Source organism: Bacteroides luhongzhouii (genome assembly GCF_009193295.2).
Lineage (GTDB): Bacteria > Bacteroidota > Bacteroidia > Bacteroidales > Bacteroidaceae > Bacteroides > Bacteroides luhongzhouii.
Genome location: NZ_CP059973.1, coordinates 2,421,501 through 2,443,948 on the forward strand (window position 1 = coordinate 2,421,501; position 22,448 = coordinate 2,443,948).

A 22,448-nucleotide genomic window follows, 5' to 3' on the forward strand; every position below is an offset into this window, starting at 1 on the left:
GAATTAAAGACATCGATTATTAGTGGCAATTTTTTTTCGTGTAGCGAAACAAAACATATAAGCGATTGCCTGATATTTAATAGATGATATTAATGATTAACACAATGAAAATACGCTTGATTTTGTCTTTTGTTTTATTGATTTATTCATTGGTCTGTCAAGCAGATGGCGGTAAAGATTCATATATCTTCCGGAAAGTAGATTATCAGCAAGGATTATCCAATAGTGCTGTGCTTTGTCTTTTTCAAGACAATACAGGGTTGATGTGGTTCGGTACATACGATGGTGTCAATTGTTATGACGGCAGAAACATGGAAGTTTTTCGTTCTGATTTTTCAGCCCCCAAAGCTTTGAGTAATAATGTAATCCATTCTATTCAGCAGGCAGATAATAATTGTTTGTGGATTTCTACACATTTGGGGATCAATCGTCTTTCACAGGATTCGCGGCAAGTTGTCGGATATTATGACTTTACAGATGATTATTATCTACATTCCAATTCTAAAGGAAACACATGGGTGGTGAGTCATAATGGGATTTTCTATTATAATACATCTTACAAACGGTTTGTACAGATTAAGAATTTGAAAGTATCTGTAGAGGATATGGATAGACGGGCATTCGTAACGGATGATGGCGTTTTGTGGATTTTTACTCAATATACAGGGGAGCTGTTACAGGTTTCGCAGGATGCTTTTGATTGTGACACATTATCAATTCATTCAACTGTTTCATCTACTAATTTTCATGCAAAACCTATTGCAGATGTCTTTTATCAAAATGGTGTTCTTTGTTTTATCGATAGTGAACATGATCTTTATGTTTATGATATTTCCCGACAATCTAAAATTTATATTCGTAACCTTTCTTCATTAGTGCAAAAGTATGGAACAATTGCAGGAATAGCTCTTTTCTATGAAGATATTATCATTGGGTTTAGAACGAATGGGTTAGTCCGTCTCCGTACATCACAAAAATATAAAGAAGAAGTGATCGACCGGAATGTACGTATATACAATATTTATCGAGATCCTCATCAGAATGTGTTATGGGTTGCTTCAGACGGACAAGGGACGATTATGTATGCGAAAAAATATTCTATTGCCACCAATTTGATGCTCAATCAACTGTCACCTAATTTAAGTAGGCAGGTACGTTCTGTTATGACAGACAATTGTGGTGGGCTATGGTTCGGGACGAAAGGTGATGGACTGTTGTATGTACCGGATTATCGTAAGAGTGAAGAGGCTTCTGCGGTTACAGTCTATTCTCCTGAAGGCAAACAAAGTGTTGCGTCTTATATACGGTGGAATAAAGAATTCCCCGTTTATAAATTGGTTCAAAGCCGTTACATGGATGGTTTTTGGATAGGATCTGGTGATCCGGGACTTTTCTATTATTCTTTTGAAGATCAAGCTTTGCATTCTGTAGAGAACCTGCCGGCACAACCCACCGAGATACATGGTATTTATGAGGAAAATGATAGTGTACTTTATGTGGTGACAGCCGGTTCCGGTTTTCATAAACTGGTACTTGAGAAGCAGGCAGGTGCCGTTCGTTTCAAGTCGCAAAAAAAATATCATTTTTTTCATGGTCAGCGAGAAATTACGATGTTCTATCCAATGCTGCCCGAGGGTGATTCAATTTTGTGGCTTGGCAGCCGCGAGAAAGGACTCGTACGGTTTGATAAGCGGACAGAAGAATATAAGGTGATTTCTTTGAAAGAAATGCTTCATAAGTCGGTAGATGATGTACTTAGTCTGTATCGGACCAAAGAAGGGCTGTTGTATGTGGGGACAACATCAGGATTGGTATGTCTGAATTTTAATGGGAAACAGATGAAAGCTACCTATATCGGACGGGAGCAAGGTTTGCTTAATGATATGATTCATGGTGTACTTGAAGATGAAAACGGACTCTTATGGCTTGGTACGAATCGGGGACTGATTAAATATAATCCGATAAATGGCTCATCACATGCTTACTTTTACAGTGCAGGTGTTCAGATCGGTGAGTTTAGTGATGATGCTTATTATATGTGTCCATATACACAGGAACTTTTTTTCGGTGGGATTGACGGGTTGCTTTATCTGGATAAAGAGGTGCAGGCTGCTCCGGAATTTTATCCGGATATTTTGTTGCGTAAGTTGACTGTTGGACATACGCAAGTGGTTCGGGGAGATGGAGATTATTATACGGATGATGGTAAGGCGTTGCAGTTGAAGGGGACGGAGGTTTCGTTTGCACTTTCTTTTGTTGTTCCGGATTTTTTATCAGGAGAAGACATAGAATACTCTTACCAGTTGGAAGGATATGATAAAGACTGGACATCTTTTAGTAGTATTAATGAGGCCTCATATACGGGAGTGCCGGCTGGTGATTATATCTTTAAGGTACGTTATAAGAGAGATGTGTTTGATACAGAATATCGGCATTTTTCTATTCCGGTATATATCCTCTCTCCCTGGTATCGTTCAGTGCCGGCTTATTTTGTTTATTTTATTATTTTCCTGTTGCTGTTGGGGTACGTGATATATTTGCTACGTAAAAACTACCTTCAGGAACGGATGATGAAAACACTGATGGGGACAGAAAGTTGCCGGAAATCCGAAACCGTTTATACTGACCGTAGGATACTTGAAGATTTTACTCTTATTTATAATTATTGTGACCAATTGCGTGCAGAGAATCTTTCTTATGAGCAGTGTCTTGAGAAAGTGTCACTGATACGCGAAACGGTGATGACCGCACTTCTTAATCCTGACACTCTATGTTTGGAAGAACTTAAACAATTCTTTCCGGATCGGTTTATTGTTTCTGCACGTATGAGTATACAGGGAGTTTCTCAAGAGGTATTACGTACGTTAGAAGAACAAGGGATTGATCATTCTTCTATATCGTCAATGATTCCGGAACATTTAACATTTCCTGTTTACAAGAACGCATTGTACAGCATCCTTTATTGCTGTTACCTACGGATTACTGAAATGAAAGGTACCCATGGCGTAATAGTAGAAATGTCAGAACAGGATGGCAAGATGCAGCTACATTTTTCTTCTAAAGATGCTACTGTGAAAGCATTGTATGAATACCTTTCTGATAAAGCTTCTTCAGTAACGGAGAAAGATTCTGATCATGTGTTTGCTGTACATTTACTATTAGGTTTTGTACGGTCAGCTTTGGAACGTATTCATGCCGTTCTTCGTTGTGATACTGATGAGAGTGGCAGCCGGTTGACGATTATCTTTGAACCGGCGGTTTTGACAGTGGCAGGTGAACAAGGGAAGAAAACTGTGCTTTTGTTGGAAGACAGAGACGAAATGACTTGGTTAATTAGTAATTTCCTGGCTGATGAATACGTGGTTCATCAAGTAAAGAGTGTGCAGCTTGCTTTTGAAGAAATTCGCCGGTCGGCTCCGGCTCTATTACTAGTGGATATGACAATGTATGCGAATGCTGAAAGTACTTTTATGGAGTATGTTAGTCGGAATCGTACCCTGCTTTCAAAGACGGCTTTTATTCCGTTGTTAACCTGGAAAGTTGGTTCGGCCATTCAGCGGGAGCTGATCTTGTGGTCTGATTCTTATATTGTACTTCCTTATGATATATTATTCTTGCGGGAAGTTGTTCATAATGCTATTTATGGAAAGCGGGAAGCAAAGCAGATATATATGGAAGAACTGGGAGATTTGGCGGGACAAATTGTCTGTACAACTACCGAACAGGCTGATTTTATTCGCAAACTGTTAAAGGTGATTGAAGAAAATCTGGACAAGGAAGAATTGGGTTCAACGTTGATAGCCGATCGTATGGCAATGAGTTCCCGTCAGTTCTATCGTAAATTCAAGGAAATATCGAACACTGCTCCCGGTGAATTAATAAAGAGTTATCGTATGGAAAAGGCAGCTCGTCTGTTACTTGATGAAGAACTCTCTATTCAAGATGTTATTATGGAAGTCGGTATTTCCAGTCGGTCTTATTTTTATAAAGAATTTACCCGTCGATTCGGGATGACACCGAAAGATTATCGGGAACAGCGAAATGTATGTTGATTGTCAGGCTAAATTCTTTCGTATAGGTGACTAATCGGGAAACATTGTTATTAATTTGTTTGTCACTATCTTGTGCTCTAAATACCTTTTTATAATTTTATCCGATTGATTATTAGTGCTTTAGTTTGTGCTCTAATTTACCATTCTGTGCTTTGGATATGTATCTTTATTTTGCCTTTTTTTTGGCAAAGTAGAGCATTTGCCTTTTATTTGAATAACCTTTATTTGCAGTAATCTTTTTAAAAGGGATTAACCTTATTACTAATCAAAACTAAAGGAATTATGAATGAAAAACTAAAGTATCTTACCTTATTTATAATAGGTATGATGTTGAGTTTGAGTATTAATGCTCAATCTGTAAAATCAATCTCCGGTACGGTAACCGATGATCAAGGAGAGGCGGTTATCAGTGGTACGGTGAAAGTTAAAAACGGCAGTACTGGAACAATCACTGACATTAACGGTAAATACACCCTCTCTGTTCCTTCCAATGCCACCTTGGTATTTTCGTATATTGGTTATATCACACAAGAATTTAAAGTATCGGAATTAAAGAGCAATGTTCTGAACGTAGTTCTGCAATCGGATACGAAAGCACTGGACGAAGTAGTAGTTGTAGGTTATGGTACCATGCGCAAATCAGACTTGACAGGTTCCATTTCCACAGCCAAAGGTAAAGACATGCTGAAAGCGCAGTCTTTTAATGCGCTTGACGGATTGAAGGGTAAAGTGGCCGGTGTGAATATCTTCTCTAATACTGGGCAGCCGGGTGGAGAATCACGTGTCATCATTCGTGGTATTTCTACTATCAACGCATCGGCTTCACCGCTGTATGTAGTTGATGGAGTGGTAATGTCAAACTTTGAGTTGCTTAATCCGAATGACATCGAATCTATCGAAGTATTGAAAGACGCTTCCTCTGCTGCCATCTATGGTGCCCGTGGTGCGAATGGTGTTATCATGGTGACTACCAAGCGCGGTAATGCAGGAAAAGGAGTCCATGTTTCCTATGATGGTTCATTGTCTATCGGTAAGATGGCTAGAAAAATAGACGTAATGGATGCTAACGAATGGATGTCTACCTTCAAGCAGGGATTGGAAAATGCCAACGAATTTCAAGGTAAGAACTTCACAACTGATCTGTCGCAGATATTCACTGACGAACGTTTGTTCAATGCAGACGGTTCTCCGAAATATAATACCAACTGGCAGGATGAAGCATCCCGCACTGCAATTTCTCATAATCACCAAATCAGTATTCAACGTACTGGAGAAGGATCGTCTATCGGAGCATTTATCAATTATACCGATCAACAGGGTATTTTGCTGAACTCTTACTTCAAACGTATTAACGCAAAACTGGCGTATGATGACAAACCGACCGATTGGCTGTCTACTTCCGTCAATTTATTGGTAAATCATACTTGGGGTAATAGAACTTCTGATAACCCTTACGGACAAGGTGCATTGCGTACAATGATTGAGCAACTACCTTTCTTACCGGTTAAACTGGATGGTGAATATACACAGACGAACATTATTAATACAAGCTCTATTCTCAATAATCAGGCTGACCCTAATAGTGGAAAACAAGGATTCAGCCCGGAAGGTGTAGGTAATCCCGTTGAGTTGCTCGAACGGATGCAGGCTATGCAATATCGTACGCAGATTTTTGGTAATGCTGCTTTGACTTTCCATCTCATGAAAGGATTGGATCTGAAGACCCAGTTCGGTATCGATTACCACAATAATCGTGACGCTAACTATACGCCGTTCACTCCGCGTCCGATGATTAATCAAAGTTCCGAGGGAGCAGCTTCTGCAAATAACTCCAATTCTTTGTATTGGCAGGAAGAAACCTACTTGACTTATGTGAAAGATATAAACAAACATCACATTAATGCGATGGCAGGTATGTCTTGGCAAGAGTATAAATATACCAAGTTCGAAGCTTCCGACAGTAAATATATTGATGACTTCTACGGATATTATAATTTAGGTTCCGGAACGAATCGTCCTTCTGTTGGCAGTGATTACGACAAGTGGGCAATGAACTCTTATTTCTTGCGTCTGGCGTATTCTTATGACAACAAGTATATGGCCACCGTAACCGGTCGTTATGACGGTTCTTCCAAGTTTGGACAGAACAATAAATATGCATTTTTCCCGTCAGTAGGTTTGGGCTGGATGATTTCTAATGAAGACTTCTTGAAGGACAACTCGCTGATTAGCAAACTAAAATTACATACGTCTTACGGTGTGACGGGTAACTCGGAAATCGGTACTTATAAGTCATTGGCCACGGTAAGCCAGTCGAATACGATTATTGGTGATGCTTTGCACGTTGTGTCTTATCTGGATAATATGCCTAATCCTGACTTGAAATGGGAAAAGACTGGACAGTGGGACTTAGGATTCGAGTTGGGTTTATTCAATAACAGACTGAATTTCGATATTTCCTATTATTATAAATATACTTCAGATTTGTTGCTCGACCGTCCGGTTCCTGAATCAACAGGTTACTCTTCCATTATGGATAATATTGGAGCTGTTTCCAATCGTGGTGTAGATATTCTGGTTACAGCATATCCTATTCAGACACATGATTTCCAGTGGACTTCCACTCTTAATTTAGGTTTTAACAAAAATCGTGTAGAGAAACTGGATGAAAGTGCATCTGTTGATCCTGTCACCGGTAAGCGTCAGATTACAACCGACGGTTTTGTGGGTTACGATATGTTGATCCGTGAAGGTGAAGAGCTTTCTTCTTTCTATGGTTATAAGCGTGCCGGTATTTACGATGGTATTCCGTCTAACTGGGATCCGGAGACAATGAACATACCTTCCACTATCGGTGAAAAGGTAACTTATAAGAAACGCGAAATTATCGGTAACGGATTACCTGACTGGATGGGCTCATTCATCAATACCTTCAATTATAAAGGATTCGATTTGACTTTAGACTTCCAGTTTACATGGGGGGTAGACGTGATGCAAGAATATTATCACTCTACTGTAGCCCGTTTCCTGACTAACGGTATAGACCGTCTTTATAAGGAAGCATGGCATCCAACTCTCAATCCGTCGGGTAAAGAACAGGCAATTCGTCTGAACAACTTTGGTCAGGGAGCTAATAACCAGGCAGATGATGACTGGGTTTGCAATGGTTCTTATTTGCGTTGTAACATGATTCAGCTCGGATATACCTTCAATCCAACATTGATTAAGAAGATCGGTCTGTCTTCATTGCGTTTGTATGCGAATGTGAATAACGCGTTCCTGATTACTTCTAAGGACTATAACGGATACGATCCGGATAACTCATCTCGTTTAGGTGACAACAAATGGGGGGCTAACCGCCAATTCTTCACCTATCCGCGTCCGAGAACGTTTACGTTCGGTCTTAATGTAGCATTTTAATTCACCGTTATAAAAACCATAAGAATTATGAAACTATTAAAAGTATATATATCTGCATTTTGTATGTGTTCACTTTCTGTATTGTTGAATTCATGCGACGATTTTCTGAAAGAAGAACCATTGGATATGAAATCATCTGACCAATTCTGGAAGACGAAAGCTGATGCGGAGTCGGGTGTGAACGCATTATATTTTGGTGGTGTACCTTATTTACACAACACTGATGTAGGCGGTGGCTGGACTCCTAAAGCGACAATGTGGGGTGGTATTGTGTCCGGATTGTACGTTGATAAGCGTAAGGATAGAACATTTACTACGGCATCCGAAGGGTGTAACTTCAATATTGAATCTTTTGATGATATTGCAATGAAATACTGGCATGAGTTTTATAAAGGTATTTCACGTGCCAACTTTGTTATAGCCAATATTCCGACAATGACCGGTGTGCTGGATGAGGCTACTATTAATAATTATGTGGCTCAAGGTAAATTTTTCCGTGCATACGGGTATTTTTGGCTAGTCAAAGAATTTGGTGGCGTTCCTTATATTTCAGAACCTTACACTTCTACAGAAGGAATGTACAAAGAACGTCTTTCCGCCGAAGAGATCTATAAGAAGATTGAAGCCGACTTACTGGATATTGTCAATGGAGATGCATTGCCGAATAAAACGTTCTATGAAAATGGCTGTTATGTTACCAGAGCAATGGCGCAGACTTTGCTGGCACAAGTTTATCTACAATGGGCTGGTGCACCGTTAAACGGGGGGGCAGACTATTATGGAAAAGCTGCACAGATGGCATTGAAAGTGATTAATGATAGTCCTCACGAACTTATTCATCCGAATGGAACGACTGATGATTTGAACTCTGCGTATAATGTGATTAAGACAACGAAAGAATCAGCTGAAATCATTTATGCTAAAGAATACAATTATAGTGATTATAGTGTAGGTAACTCTTATGCTTGTCGTTCTATCGGGACAGATGCTTTTCAGTGGGGAGTGTTCCATCCGGGAGGAGACGTGCTGTATAATGCATACCTTCCCTGTGATATGTTGCTTAACAGTTATGCCTCTAATGATATTCGGGGACATGAGAAACAGTTCTTCTTTAAGCAATATACCGATGCTGCAGGAAAAACTTATACTTTGAACAATGCAGGTAACTGGGCATGGTTTGATGAAAATGCCTTGATTAGTGGTCACGACGGTGATTATAATATGCCGGTATTCCGTTTTGCGGAAGTCTTGCTGATTGCAGCCGAAGGTCTGGCACGTACAAACCATGAAGATAATGCTGTCGGTGGAGCTAAATATTATCTCAATCAAGTGCGTAAACGTGCTGGATTGGCAGATGAGACGGCTACAGGAAACGATTTAATACAATCGATTTTGACTGAACGTTTGCATGAGTTACCGTTGGAATTTAAGATTTGGGATGACATTCGTCGTACTCGTTTGTATCCGGAAGCATCTACCGAATCAGGAAAATTGAAATGGACTGCTCTTGCATCGGCTCAAATCCAAAACAAGCCCGATGGAAGCACAAGAGCCGGTGCGATTCCCGAATATGCTTTATTATGGCCTATCCCGTTGGATGAAATTCAGGCTAATCCAGCTTTGGAAGGACATCAGAATCCGGGATGGAATTAATTAGGTAATAAGAAATATTTGTTTCTAATAGAATTGGAGAGAGGGTAAAGGCAAATTATCCTCTCTCTATTGCTTAAACAGTTAGTCTTCCGGTTGTACTCTCGTAGTATGCACATAAATATTATATGTTGATTCTCAATTATTTAACTTGTACTCTCGTTGACACTCGTTTCCTTTGATTGACTATACTGCTATTTTTTCTTATTTTGGCGTATCAGAGGACTGATAATTGCTGAAAGATGCTTTAATTTGTAACGTAAATAAAAAAGACTTGATAATCTAGTATTAATAGCTTAATTCGTAGACCATGAATAAAAAGAAACTACTATCATTCGCAATAGCCCTGCTATTGGGAGCTTCCTCTACTTTTGCGCAAAAGCAACCGGTAGACTATGTGAATCCTTTAATGGGGACTGATTCGAAAATATCACTATCCAATGGAAATACATATCCTGCCATTGCGTTGCCTTGGGGAATGAACTTTTGGATGCCACAAACCGGGAAGATGGGTGACGGTTGGGCTTATACTTATGCATCCGACAAAATCAGAGGTTTCAAGCAAACTCATCAGCCCAGTCCGTGGATCAATGACTATGGCCAGTTCTCAATCATGCCGATGACTAAACAGTTGAAGATCGATCAGGACAGTCGTGCTTCATGGTTCTCTCACAAAGCCGAGAAAGCCACTCCTTATTATTACAGTGTTTATTTGTCCGAGTATGACATGACAACTGAAATAGCTCCGACAGAACGTTGTGCATATTTCCGTTTCACTTTCCCTGAAACTTCTGATGCCTATGTGGTGGTAGATGCTTTCGACCGCGGTTCGTATGTAAAAGTGATTCCTGAAGAAAATAAAATAGTCGGTTATACGACACGCAATAGTGGCGGTGTTCCTCAAAACTTTAAGAATTACTTTGTGATAGAGTTCGACAAGCCTTTTACTTTTAATAAAGTATGGGCAGACTATCATTTGGTTGAAACACATCTTGAACTGCAATCCAATCATGTCGGTGCAGCTATTGGATTTTCGACGAAGAAGGGAGAACAAGTACACGCAAAAGTGGCATCCTCATTCATCAGCCCCGAACAGGCAGAACTGAATTTGAAAGAAATTGGAAACAAGACCTTCGAACAGACAAAAGAAGCCGGACGTAAGGCATGGAACAATGTCTTGGGGCGTATCAAGGTTGAAGACAGCGATGAGAATCGTATGCGTACGTTCTATTCTTGCTTGTATCGTTCGGTGTTGTTTCCTCGTATGTTTTACGAGGTAAACAGTAAGGGGGAAATAGTACATTATAGTCCCTATAATGGTGAAATCCGTCCGGGATATATGTTTACCGATACTGGATTCTGGGATACTTTCCGTTGCCTGTTTCCATTTGTTAATTTGATATATCCTTCAATGGGTGAGAAGATGCAGGAAGGCCTGTTGAATACCTATCTTGAAAGTGGATTCTTTCCCGAATGGGCAAGTCCGGGCCATCGTGGTTGCATGGTTGGGAACAATTCTGCTTCTGTAGTAGCAGATGCCTTTATGAAGAATGTAACCAAAGCGGATGCAGAAAAAATGTACGAAGGTCTACTGAAAGGAGCCAATAGCGTACATCCGAAAGTTTCTACTACCGGACGTCGTGGATATGAATATTATAACAAGCTGGGTTATGTGCCGTACGATGTGAAAATTAATGAGAATGCGGCACGCACATTGGAATATGCATACGATGACTGGTGCATCTATCGTATGGGTGAAAAATTAGGTCGTCCGGCAGAAGAACTGGATGTTTATAAGAAAAGGAGCCAGAACTACCGTAATCTGTTCGATCCGGAAACTAAGTTGATGCGGGGAAAGAATTCCGATGGAACTTTCCAGACTCCTTTCAATCCTTTTAAATGGGGAGATGCCTTTACGGAAGGAAATAGTTGGCATTATACATGGTCGGTATTCCACGATGTACAAGGACTGGTTGATCTGATGGGCGGCAAGAAGATGTTTGTCAGCATGCTTGATTCTGTATTCAATCTTCCTCCTGTATTTGATGATAGTTATTATGGAGGAGTGATTCACGAGATTCGTGAAATGGAAATTGCTAACATGGGTAACTATGCGCATGGCAACCAGCCTATCCAGCACATGATTTACTTGTATAACTATGCTGGCGAGCCTTGGAAAGCCCAATATTGGTTGCGTGAGACGATGAACCGCCTCTATCTTCCTACTCCGGATGGTTATTGTGGAGATGAAGATAACGGTCAGACTTCGGCTTGGTATGTATTTACCGCATTGGGTTTCTATCCGGTATGTCCGGGCAGCAATGAATATGTGATGGGAGCTCCTTACTTTAAGAAAGCAACGATTACACTGGAGAACGGTAAGAAATTGGAAATCTCCGCCCCGAAGAATAACGATGATAATCGTTATATTCGTTCATTGAATTATAATGGCAAGAATTATACAAAGAATTATCTGAACCATTTCGATCTGTTGAAAGGCGGGCGTCTGGTGTTTGATATGGATAACAAACCGAATAAGGGAAGAGGTATCAACGAATCAGACTTCCCATATTCATTCTCTCGTGACGTAAAGTAAGCAGCTATGAATAATATGAGAAAGAAAGTATTGATGGTGACTATGGCGGCAGCAACTTTGTCCGCCATAGCTCAACAACCGGTGGACTATGTGAATCCGATAATCGGGACTAATGGGATGGGGCACACCTTTCCCGGTGCTTGCACTCCTTTCGGATGGGTACAGTTGAGTCCGGACACAGACACAATTCCGCATAATGTAAATGGAGCTTATCAGAAAAATGCCTACGAGTATTGTGCCGGTTACCAATATAGAGACAAGACTATTGTTGGCTTCAGTCACACTCATCTTAGTGGTACGGGACATTCTGACTTGGGAGACATTTTGTTGATGCCGGCTGTTGGCGATGTAAAGTTAAATCCCGGACGGGCGGATTACCCGGAAGAGGGATACCGTTCACGTTTTGACCATGCTACAGAAAAGGCTGTTCCCGGATATTATGAAGTGATACTGGACGATTATGGCATTAAGGCCCAACTGACAGCAACACAACGGACGGGCATACATAAATATACCTTCCCGAAAGGAAAAGATGGGCATTTGATTTTGGATCTGGTGCATGGTATTTATAATTATGACGGCAAAGTACTATGGGCTAATTTAAGGGTAGAAAACGATACTTTGTTGACCGGATACCGTATCACCAACGGATGGGCGCGCACGAATTATACCTATTTTGCTATCTCTTTGTCACAGCCGATTAAAGACTACGGATATAAGGATAAGGAAAAAGTATTGTACAATGGCTTTTGGCGTCGTTTCAAGTTGGAAAAGAACTTCCCCGAAATCACAGGTCGAAAAATTGTGGCTTACTTTAACTTCGATACCGCTAACAACTCGGAACTGGTCGTAAAAGTGGCATTGTCGGCAGTCAGTACGGAAGGGGCCATTCAGAATCTGCGTGCCGAGGCTTCCGGAAAGAGTTTCGAACAGCTGGCGGAAACTGCTCGGACAGACTGGAATAGCGAACTGGATCATTTCGAGATCGAAGGTACGCCCGATCAGAAAGCAATGTTCTATACTTCCCTTTACCACACCATGATTAATCCGTCTGTGTATATGGATGTAGACGGTTCCTATCGTGGGCTGGATCATAACATACACCGGGCGGAAGGATTCACCAACTATACTATATTTTCCCTTTGGGATACCTATCGTGCGGAACATCCTTTCCTGAATCTGGTGAAACCGGGACGCAATGCGGATATGGTGGAATCCATGATTAAACATGAGCAACAAAGCGTGCACGGAATGTTGCCGGTATGGAGTCTGATGGGAAATGAAAACTGGTGTATGAGCGGTTATCATGCTGTGTCTGTACTGGCGGATGCAATAACCAAAGGTGTCTTTTCGAATGTAGATGAGGCATTGGCGGCAATGGTCAGTACATCCACCGTTCCGTATTATGAAGGTATAGCCGATTATATGAAGCTGGGATATATTCCGCTTGACAAAAGTGGTACAGCAGCCTCTTCTACTTTGGAGTATGCATACGATGATTGGACTATTTATCAGACAGCTTTGAAGGCAGGTAACAAGGAAATAGCGGAGACTTACCGGAAACGTGCCCTCAATTATCGTACTATCTATGATACAAGTATTGGTTTTGCACGTCCTCGTTATAGTGACGGTTCTTTCAAGAAAGAGTTTGATGTATTGCAAACCTATGGTGAAGGTTTTATCGAAGGCAATTCATGGAATTTCTCTTTTCATGTGCCGCACGATGTATTTGGCATGATCGACCTGATGGGAGGAGAAAGGACATTCGTGCAGAGACTGGATGAACTGTTCTCCATGCATTTGCCGGAGAAGTACTATGAACATAATGAGGATATTACGGAAGAATGTTTGGTAGGCGGATATGTGCATGGTAATGAGCCGAGCCACCATGTACCTTATCTATATGCGTGGACTTCCCAGCCGTGGAAATCGCAGTACTGGCTGCGTGAGATTCTGAATAAGATGTATAAGAATGATATTAACGGATTGGGTGGAAATGATGATTGCGGACAGATGTCAGCATGGTACCTTTTCTCCGTGATGGGCTTCTATCCGGTTTGTCCTGGTACAGACCAGTATGTATTGGGAGCGCCCTACCTGCCTTATCTGAAGATGACGCTTCCTAATGGAAAGACATTGGAGATCAAAGCGCCGGGTGTCAGCGACAAGAAACGTTACGTGCAGTCGCTGAAATTGAACGGCAAAGTATACGACAAGATGTATATTACACATGAAGACATTTTGAAAGGAGGCGTGCTTGAATTCAAGATGGGTGCGTCACCTAACAAACGCCGCGGATTATCACCGGAGGATAAACCTTATTCATTAACTAATGGAATCAACAAATAATCAATAAAGAAATATGAAAAAGATACATTTAATCTATGCAGCCTGCCTGCTGATAGGTATGGGGGCTTGTGCTGCAAGTGTGCAAAAACAGGTGAAGGATAATTCTGATGTATGGAAAGAGTACAATACAGGTGCTGTATTGTTTGAGGACAAAGCACCGGAAACGCTGGGATCGGACATTTACCACCGGATCATTCCCGATGCTGAATCGTACATCAAGGAACAGGCACGTACTGTATTAGCTACTCTTTACAATTCTCCGGAAGATAGTATTCCTGCAGTGCACAAGATACATTATACATTGGAAGATATCAACGGTATTTCTGCGAAAGGTGGTGGTAATGGTGATGTGACGATTTTCTACAGTACACGTCACATTGAAAAATCTTTTGCAGCGAATGATACGGCGAAGTTGTTTTTTGAAACACGCGGGGTACTCTTGCATGAATTGACGCACGCATATCAGCTGGAGCCGCAGGGAATCGGCTCTTATGGAACCAATCGTGTGTTCTGGGCATTTATTGAGGGAATGGCAGATGCTGTGCGGGTTGCCAATGGAGGATTTGACGGACCGAATGCCCGTCCGAAAGGTGGAAATTATATGGATGGATACCGTACGGCGGGTTATTTCTTCGTGTGGTTACGTGACAACAAAGATCCTGAATTCCTGCGTAAGTTCAACCGGAGTACATTGGAGGTGGTGCCTTGGTCGTTTGATGGTGCTATCAAGCATGTTTTGGGAGACGAATATAATATTGATGAACTGTGGCATGAATATCAAGTTGCGGTAGGAGATATACAAGCACAATAAGAATAAATATGGTTAGTAGATTGGGTAAAAAGAGATTGTTTTTGGTTTGGTCGTGTCTGGTGAGTATTTTGCCGGGCATGGCTCAAACCGAGAAACTGATTGATTATGTGAATCCATTTGTGGGAACAGATGGTTATGGCAATGTGTATCCGGGTGCACAGATTCCTTTCGGGGGAATTCAGATGAGTCCGGACACAGATAGTAAATACTATGATGCGGCTTCCGGTTATAAATATAATCATTCCACCTTGTTGGGATTCAGTCTGACTCATTTAAGCGGGACCGGTATACCTGATTTGGGAGACTTTTTGTTTATTCCCGGAACAGGAGAGATGAAACTGGATCCGGGGACACGTGAGGAGCCGGAAAAGGGATATCGCTCACGTTATTCTCATGAAAAGGAATGGGCGTCACCTAATTATTATGCGGTTGAACTGGCAGATTATGGAGTAAAGGCTGAAATGACGTCGGGGGTACGTAGTGGTATGTTTCGCTTCACCTATCCTCAATCGGATAAAGCTTTTATTATGATCGATATGAACCATACTTTATGGCAATCTTGTGAATGGGCGAATCTGCGCATGGAAAATGATTCTACCATCACCGGATATAAACTGGTAAAAGGCTGGGGACCGGAACGGCATATCTATTTCACGGCTACTTTCTCTAAGAAGTTGACCGGTTTGCGCTTTATGCAGAATAAGAAGCCGGTGATTTACAATACCTCCCGGTTTCGTAGCAGTTATGAGGCTTGGGGAAAGAATTTGATGGCTTGCATCTCTTTTGATACAAAAGCCGGAGAGGAAGTGATTGTAAAAACAGCTATTTCATCGGTCAGCACAAACGGGGCGAAAAACAATATGGCAGAACTTGCCGGACTCACTTTCGATGATCTGAAAGCCAAAGGAGAAGCGCTATGGGAAAAAGAACTTGGAAAATATAAGATTACTTCCGACCGTAAAACGAAAAGAACATTCTACACGTCGGCTTATCATGCGGCTTTGCATCCGTTTATCTTTCAGGATGCAGACGGGCAATTTCGCGGATTAGATAAAAATATAGAGAAAGCCGAAGGATTTACCAACTATACGGTATTCTCTCTTTGGGATACCTACCGGGCTTTGCATCCTTGGTTCAATCTGGTTCAGCAGGAAGTGAATGCCGATATTGCCAATTCAATGCTGGCTCATTATGATAAAAGTGTGGAGAAAATGCTGCCTATCTGGTCGTTTTATGGAAATGAGACTTGGTGTATGATTGGTTATCATGCAGTTTCCGTGTTGGCTGACATGATTGTGAAGGGAGTGAAAGGGTTCGATTACGAACGTGCGTATGAAGCAATGAAGACCACGGCGATGAATCCGAATTATGACTGTTTGCCGGAGTATTGTATGATGGGATATGTACCTTTCGATAAAGAGGCGGAATCAGTATCTAAAACTTTGGAATATGCGTATGATGATTATTGCATGGCACAGGCTGCCAAGGCTTTGGGTAAAGAGGATGATTATCGTTATTTCTTGAATCGTGCACTCTCTTATCAGACTTTGATTGACCCGGAAACGAAGTATATGCGTGGCAAGGACAGTCAGGGAAACTGGCGTACACCGTTTACTCCGGTAGCTTATCAAGGTCCCGGATCTGTAAATGGATGGGGGGATATTACGGAAGGCTTTACTGTACAATATACCTGGTATGTACCACAAGATGTACAAGGATATATGAACGAAACTGGCGAAGACTGGTTCCGCAATCGGTTGGATGAACTGTTCACGGTAGAGTTGCCGGATGACATTCCGGGAGCACATGATATTCAAGGCCGTATCGGAGCTTATTGGCACGGAAATGAACCATGCCATCATGTAGCGTATCTTTATAATTATTTGAAAGAACCATGGAAATGTCAGAAGTGGGTACGGACGATTGCTGAACGTTTCTATGGCGATACTCCGGATGCATTAAGTGGCAATGACGATTGCGGACAGATGTCGGCTTGGTATATGTTCAATTGCATTGGCTTTTATCCGGTAGCTCCTTCAAGCAATATGTATAACATCGGTTCTCCTTGCGTTGAGGCAATAACTGTTCGGATGAGTAACGGAAAGGTTATTGAAATGGTAGCAGATAATTGGTCGCCGAAGAATGTGTATGTAAAGGAGTTGTATGTGAATGGCAAGAAGTATGACAAGTCTTATTTGAAATATGAGGATATACGTGATGGCGTGAAACTACGTTTTGTCATGAGCAGTAAACCGAACTATAAGCGTGCGGTATCGGATGAAGCGGTAGCCCCTTCTTTGTCGTTGCCTGGAAAGACAATGAAATATCAGGCAAATTTGATGAAAACGGGTATATCAAACCAGTGAAAATGACTTTTGAAGGAGTATTACTCAGTCCGTTTGATAGTACGAAGTGATGTTTTTATTACATTTGCCAATGTAAAACGATTATTAATTAAATATCTAAATCATGAGAAGATATTTCCTGTTAGTTGTGTGTTTGTGCTTGGCATCACTACTTCGTGCACAGAATAAGTTAGAGTTGGTTTCTCCCAATGGAGAGCTGAAAGTGTCCTTGAATCTCTCGGATAAAATCTATTATAGTATAGATTATAACGGAGATGTATTGTTGAAAGACAATACCCTTCAGTTGACATTGAGGAATCAGGTGTTGGGAGAAAACCCCAAACTGCACCGTCAGAAACGTACGAGTGTCGACGAGCAATTAACTCCTGTGGTGCCTTTGAAATATTCGAAAGTCAATAATCGTTATAATCAATTGCTACTGACCTTCAAAAACTATTCGGTAGAATTCCGTGCTTTTGACGATGGAGTTGCTTACCGGTTTATTACCTCACAAAAAGGTGATGTTGAAGTAATGGGCGAAGAGTTTGCTATCAACTTCCCGTCGGATTATCTTCTTCACTTGCAACAACCGGGAGGCTTCCATACAGCTTATGAGGAACCTTACACACATGTTCAAAGTAAAGCGTGGAAGCCTGAAGAACGGATAGCTGTTTTGCCGGTATTGATTGACACACACAAAGACTATAAAATATTAATCAGCGAGTCGGATCTGGCTGATTATCCATGTATGTTTCTCAAAGGAACGGGCACAAACGGAGCGATTTCTGTTTTTCCTAAAGCTCCGCTTGCGTTTGCCGAAAACAGTGATCGTAGTGTGAAGATTACTCAAGAAGCTGATTACATTGCTAAAACAAAAGGTACGAGAAATTATCCTTGGCGTTACTTTGTAATAAGTAAAAATGATAAGCAGTTGCTTGAGAACACAATGACTTATAAACTGGCTGAAAAGAATCAGCTCCAGGATGTTTCATGGATTAAACCGGGACAGGTGAGCTGGGAATGGTGGAATGACGCTTCTCCTTACGGACCGGATGTGAATTTTGTTTCCGGTTATAACTTGGATACTTATAAGTATTACATTGATTTTGCTTCTAAATTTGGTATTCCATATATTATTATGGATGAAGGCTGGGCTAAAAGTACGCGTGATCCTTATACGCCTAATCCGAAAGTAGACTTGCACGAGTTGATTCGTTATGGCAAAGAAAAAAATGTAGGGATTGTACTTTGGTTGACATGGTTGACTGTAGAAAACAATTTTGATCTCTTCAAGACTTTCAATGAATGGGGAGTAAAAGGACTTAAGATTGATTTTATGGACAGAAGCGATCAGTGGATGGTCAACTATTACGAACGGGTAGCCCGGGAAGCAGCCAAACATCATTTGTTTGTCGATTTTCATGGTTCTTTCAAACCTGCCGGACTGGAATATAAATATCCGAATGTACTGTCTTATGAGGGAGTGCGTGGCATGGAACAAATGGGCGGTTGTTATCCGGATAATAGTCTGTATTTACCATTTATGCGTAATGCTGTCGGCCCGATGGATTATACTCCCGGAGCGATGATTAGTATGCAGCCTAATGTGTATCGGTCGGAACGTCCCAATGCTGCAAGTATCGGAACACGTGCTTATCAGTTGGCACTCTTTGTGGTTTTTGAAAGTGGTCTGCAGATGTTGGCGGATAATCCTACTCTTTATTATCGTAATGAAGATTGTACCCGTTTCATCACACAAGTTCCCGTAACGTGGGACGAGACTGTGGCACTGGAAGCTAAAGCGGGTGAATATGTTATTGTAGCAAAACGGAAAGGCGATAAGTGGTTTATAGGAGGAATGACTAACAATGGTGAAAAGGAACGTGAGTTTACCATAAAGTTAGATTTTCTGAATAAGGACCGCTCTTATCAAATGACATCTTTTGAGGATGGTATCAACGCAGGACGTCAGGCGATGGATTATCGTTGCAAGTCAGCCCAAGTGAAAGCCGGGGAGCAGCTAACTATAAAGATGGTTAGAAATGGCGGCTTTGCAGCTGTCATTGAATGATGGCACATATTCTAACTTTCCATACGTAAAAATGGAATCCTCTTTCAATCTATCACCATCCTTCTGAAACGCATTGTTCATCGAGCTTTCAGGGTGGTGATAGATTGTTTTCCACCTATCACCTAATCATTCATCTATCACCGTTTGAAATGAACATGCCTGCATATAAATATAAGCTTGTATGTAAATAGAAGTTTCAACAGGGGATACTTTTGGTTTCAAGGCGTGAAACTGTTTGTTCCAAAGGTTGAAACTGTTTGTTTCTCGGTGTGAAACACTTTGTTCTACTATTTGTTTTAAGAAGGCAATGCCTCGAGATCAACGTTTTCTCTTAGAGAACCACTCTTTAAACTCTGCTACTCGGGCTTTACTGACAAGTATTTTTTCTTTGATTCCTGAATAATACAAATTGATGGATAGTCGGCTGTTGAACCATAAGTCAATATCTTTGATAGCTTCTCGCGAAATAAGATATTGGCGGTTAGCCCGAAAGAAAAGAGAAGGATTGAGACACTCCGTAAGTTCATCTAATGTTTGAGAAAAACAGTATTCGGTTTCATCAGTTAAGACTACCTTGACTTGACAGTCCTTAATATAGAACAATTGTATCATATCTACAGAAACAGGCAATAGTTTGTCTCCTTTTGTAGGAATAAGGAAATGACTTTTATAGTTCTCCTGCTTTTGGAGTGAATGTATAAGTTTCAGTAGCTCATTCTCCTGTTGTGGAAAAGGAAACTGGTGTTTATCAACAGTATCTTGTAAACCTTGTAGCTTATCGAAAGCATGTTCTATGTCTTCCTTACCGATGGGTTTTAATAAGTAGTCGATGCTGTTTACTTTAAATGCACGTAACGCATATTCATCATAGGCAGTCGTGAAGATAATCGGACAAGTAATATTGATATGATTGAATATCTCGAAGGCGGAACCATCTGCCAGGTGAATATCCATGAATACCAGTTCCGGTATCGGATGGGAACTGAACCATTCGATAGTGGAACTGATACTATCCAGTATGGTCACGATTTCTCCATTCGGTTTTATCTCATTAAGCAGTGAAGTCAGGTTTCGTACTGCTGCTTTTTCGTCTTCTATAATGACAATCTTCATGGTGATTATTGTTCTAGTTGTGATTTTTCAATCAAAGGAATGCAAACAGTAAACTCTCTGTCCTCCGTTATTTGTATATCCCGTTTAAACAAAAGCCTGTATCGCTTGGCAAGGTTGGCAAGTCCGATACCGGTTCCGGGAGTTGCAGTCCATTTGGGCTGGATGTCGTTGCTGATAGATAAGTTGCCGTTATCGTCCGTCGCAATATGAATGGTCAACGGTTTCCGGTCGCTGATTTCGTTGTGCTTTACTGCATTCTCAATCAACACTTGCACCGCCATTGGAGGAAGAAGAAATTTTTCGTAAGCATTGTTTATCCTCATGTTAAATTGCAGATTGTTCTCGAAACGCATCTTTAATAGAAATATATAAGCGGAAACAAATTCCATTTCTTCCCGGAGAGTGACACATTGTGATTCATTACTTTGCAAGGTATATCTTAGTACCCGAGAGAGTTCCTGGATGTAATCCTGGGCCTTATCCTGATTTTCGCGTACCAGTGAACGCAGCGTATTCAGCGAATTGAACAGCATGTGTGGGTTCAGCTGATTCTTCAGTACTTCATACTGGTTGCGGAGATTTTCTGCCTGAAGCTGTTCGTTTTCAATAAGTACCAGTTGCTGCTTGAATATAAGATGAATGATGCAACAACTGCTGGTGACGAGACATGCAACAATGAAATCCCGCAATGGATGCAAATAATGATGTACCATAGCATCGATGGCTGGAATATCAAAAGTTCTGTGAAGAAAAACAAATACCTGTCCTGACAAGTTACTCAATATCCATGTCACGATAAAGGAAAGCAAAACCTTTGTCCCTGTAATTTTAATGGAAGCCTGATTGAAATGAAATAAACGGGTATTGATGGCAAAAAGTAACAATAGTGACAGAAAGGTAAACAGTATTTCATTTGCCACATCTATAAACTTCATCCCCGGGAACAAGGAATGACTTTCGAAACGGTCGAAAAGAGATACTGATTCAGGAAAATGAATCAGTACAGCAACCGCTAAGGAGATGATGACTGTGGAAAGTATATATTTATCTTTTTTTATTGCTTTGGTTATCATACAACAAAGATAGTGGTAAATTACGAGTTACCGGTTATAAAAAGTGAATGCTGTTGGCACAGTTGGTCAATTATTGTTTCTGAATGTGTGCCGTGACATACATACCGGGGCGGAATTGTATATTTTCTTCCTTGATGGAAGCATATACCTCGAGCGAACGATTGGTTTCGTCTACTTTTTGTCCGATGGAAATCACGATGCCATGAAAGGTTTGTGTCCCCATTCCGTTTACACGAAACTGTACCGGGCTGCCGACTTGTATGTCTGCGAGATCTTTCTCGTAAGTAGTCAGGCAAAGCATCGGGCTGCTTTTATCGATAAGTTCGCAAAGAGCTTCTCCCGGATTGATATATTTGCCGATGTTCATCGCTACATTAGCGGCATAACCACTAATGGGGGCTTTGACTTCCAGTAGCGGTTGTATTCCGTTCTTAAGTAATGCCTCCGTTTGAACGCCTAAAAGAGAAAGTTGTGCAGCAGCGGCGTCTTGGCGACTCTTCATAGAGAGAAAGTCCGCTTTACTTTGCTGGAATTTCTTTTGGGAAGCTGCTTGTTCGGCAGAAAGATTTTTTTGCCGTTCGTATTCAGCTAAGAGATATTCGGTCTGTGCGTGACTGTCCAGATAAGTTTGTTGCAGGGTGATGAACTCCGGATTCTCTAACGTGGCAATTACACTGTTTGTAGCCACCCATTGTCCTGGAAGCAGAGAAGCTTTTTTTACAATGCCTCCCATGGTTAAAGCAATGGTTGCCTGACGTTGAGGAGGAAGAACGATTCGTCCGTTGAATGAAACCTGATTAGGCTTTGAGGTAGCTGAAGTGATAGCATCCACTTCGGGTTGTGCGGTGCTATCTGCTATCGTTTCGGCAACGGGAATTGCGGCGGATTCGTTATTTGTAGTTTGCTGGTTTCCTTTGCAAGCCGTTAGAACTAGTAAAAGGATGGGATAAACTATCTTTTTCATATCT

11 protein-coding genes are annotated in these 22,448 nt (G+C 41.2%); 8 read left to right on the forward strand and 3 right to left on the reverse strand.

Annotation, left to right across the window (positions count from 1 at the left end):
- The first annotated feature begins 92 nt into the window (after nucleotides 1-92).
- The 8 genes from GD631_RS08780 to GD631_RS08815 all read left to right on the forward strand — a co-directional run bounded on the left by GD631_RS08780 (nucleotide 93) and on the right by GD631_RS08815 (nucleotide 19,294).
- Nucleotides 93-4,052 (forward strand): helix-turn-helix domain-containing protein, encoded by a 3,960-nt coding sequence (locus GD631_RS08780; RefSeq protein ID WP_143259090.1) that lies wholly within the window; start codon nucleotides 93-95, stop codon nucleotides 4,050-4,052.
- 282 nt (nucleotides 4,053-4,334) lie between these two features.
- The gene (locus GD631_RS08785) at nucleotides 4,335-7,472 is read left to right on the forward strand and encodes a SusC/RagA family TonB-linked outer membrane protein (protein ID WP_143259091.1); all 3,138 of its coding nucleotides are present in this window, start codon (nucleotides 4,335-4,337) and stop codon (nucleotides 7,470-7,472) included.
- A 27-nt stretch (nucleotides 7,473-7,499) separates the two neighbouring features.
- On the forward strand, nucleotides 7,500-9,125 hold the full coding sequence (locus GD631_RS08790) for a RagB/SusD family nutrient uptake outer membrane protein (protein WP_143259092.1): 1,626 nt from the start codon (nucleotides 7,500-7,502) through the stop codon (nucleotides 9,123-9,125).
- Between the two features lie 307 nt (nucleotides 9,126-9,432).
- Nucleotides 9,433-11,718: a GH92 family glycosyl hydrolase gene (locus tag GD631_RS08795; RefSeq protein ID WP_143259093.1), complete on the forward strand. Its 2,286-nt coding sequence runs from the start codon at nucleotides 9,433-9,435 to the stop codon at nucleotides 11,716-11,718.
- A 6-nt stretch (nucleotides 11,719-11,724) separates the two neighbouring features.
- A complete protein-coding gene (locus GD631_RS08800; RefSeq protein WP_143259094.1) occupies nucleotides 11,725-14,067 on the forward strand; it encodes a GH92 family glycosyl hydrolase in 2,343 nt (780 codons plus the stop codon).
- 13 nt (nucleotides 14,068-14,080) lie between these two features.
- On the forward strand, nucleotides 14,081-14,878 hold the full coding sequence (locus GD631_RS08805; protein WP_143259095.1) for a basic secretory family protein: 798 nt from the start codon (nucleotides 14,081-14,083) through the stop codon (nucleotides 14,876-14,878).
- Between the two features lie 8 nt (nucleotides 14,879-14,886).
- The gene (locus GD631_RS08810) at nucleotides 14,887-17,244 is read left to right on the forward strand and encodes a GH92 family glycosyl hydrolase (protein ID WP_143259096.1); all 2,358 of its coding nucleotides are present in this window, start codon (nucleotides 14,887-14,889) and stop codon (nucleotides 17,242-17,244) included.
- A gap of 103 nt (nucleotides 17,245-17,347) precedes the next feature.
- Nucleotides 17,348-19,294, forward strand: coding sequence for a glycoside hydrolase family 97 protein (locus GD631_RS08815; protein ID WP_143259097.1), 1,947 nt, complete (start codon nucleotides 17,348-17,350; stop codon nucleotides 19,292-19,294).
- A gap of 318 nt (nucleotides 19,295-19,612) precedes the next feature.
- Here GD631_RS08815 and GD631_RS08820 read toward each other — a convergent pair whose 3' ends face one another.
- From GD631_RS08820 to GD631_RS08830, 3 genes are all read right to left on the reverse strand, one after another.
- Nucleotides 19,613-20,407 (reverse strand): LytR/AlgR family response regulator transcription factor, encoded by a 795-nt coding sequence (locus GD631_RS08820; protein WP_143259098.1) that lies wholly within the window; start codon nucleotides 20,405-20,407, stop codon nucleotides 19,613-19,615.
- Between the two features lie 5 nt (nucleotides 20,408-20,412).
- Nucleotides 20,413-21,480, reverse strand: a complete 1,068-nt coding sequence (locus tag GD631_RS08825; RefSeq protein WP_143259099.1) for a sensor histidine kinase — start codon at nucleotides 21,478-21,480, stop codon at nucleotides 20,413-20,415.
- Between the two features lie 70 nt (nucleotides 21,481-21,550).
- Nucleotides 21,551-22,444, reverse strand: coding sequence for an efflux RND transporter periplasmic adaptor subunit (locus GD631_RS08830; RefSeq protein WP_143259100.1), 894 nt, complete (start codon nucleotides 22,442-22,444; stop codon nucleotides 21,551-21,553).
- Between the last annotated feature and the right edge of the window lie 4 nt (nucleotides 22,445-22,448).

Coding starts and splice junctions, on each gene's coding strand:
- GD631_RS08790 (WP_143259092.1), top strand. CDS start 7,500: ATGAAACTATTAAAAGTATATATATCTGCATTTTGTATGTGTTCACTT.
- GD631_RS08820 (WP_143259098.1), bottom strand. CDS start 20,407: ATGAAGATTGTCATTATAGAAGACGAAAAAGCAGCAGTACGAAACCTG.
- GD631_RS08830 (WP_143259100.1), bottom strand. CDS start 22,444: ATGAAAAAGATAGTTTATCCCATCCTTTTACTAGTTCTAACGGCTTGC.
- GD631_RS08780 (WP_143259090.1), top strand. CDS start 93: ATGATTAACACAATGAAAATACGCTTGATTTTGTCTTTTGTTTTATTG.
- GD631_RS08815 (WP_143259097.1), top strand. CDS start 17,348: ATGAGAAGATATTTCCTGTTAGTTGTGTGTTTGTGCTTGGCATCACTA.
- GD631_RS08810 (WP_143259096.1), top strand. CDS start 14,887: ATGGTTAGTAGATTGGGTAAAAAGAGATTGTTTTTGGTTTGGTCGTGT.
- GD631_RS08805 (WP_143259095.1), top strand. CDS start 14,081: ATGAAAAAGATACATTTAATCTATGCAGCCTGCCTGCTGATAGGTATG.
- GD631_RS08825 (WP_143259099.1), bottom strand. CDS start 21,480: ATGATAACCAAAGCAATAAAAAAAGATAAATATATACTTTCCACAGTC.
- GD631_RS08800 (WP_143259094.1), top strand. CDS start 11,725: ATGAATAATATGAGAAAGAAAGTATTGATGGTGACTATGGCGGCAGCA.
- GD631_RS08795 (WP_143259093.1), top strand. CDS start 9,433: ATGAATAAAAAGAAACTACTATCATTCGCAATAGCCCTGCTATTGGGA.
- GD631_RS08785 (WP_143259091.1), top strand. CDS start 4,335: ATGAATGAAAAACTAAAGTATCTTACCTTATTTATAATAGGTATGATG.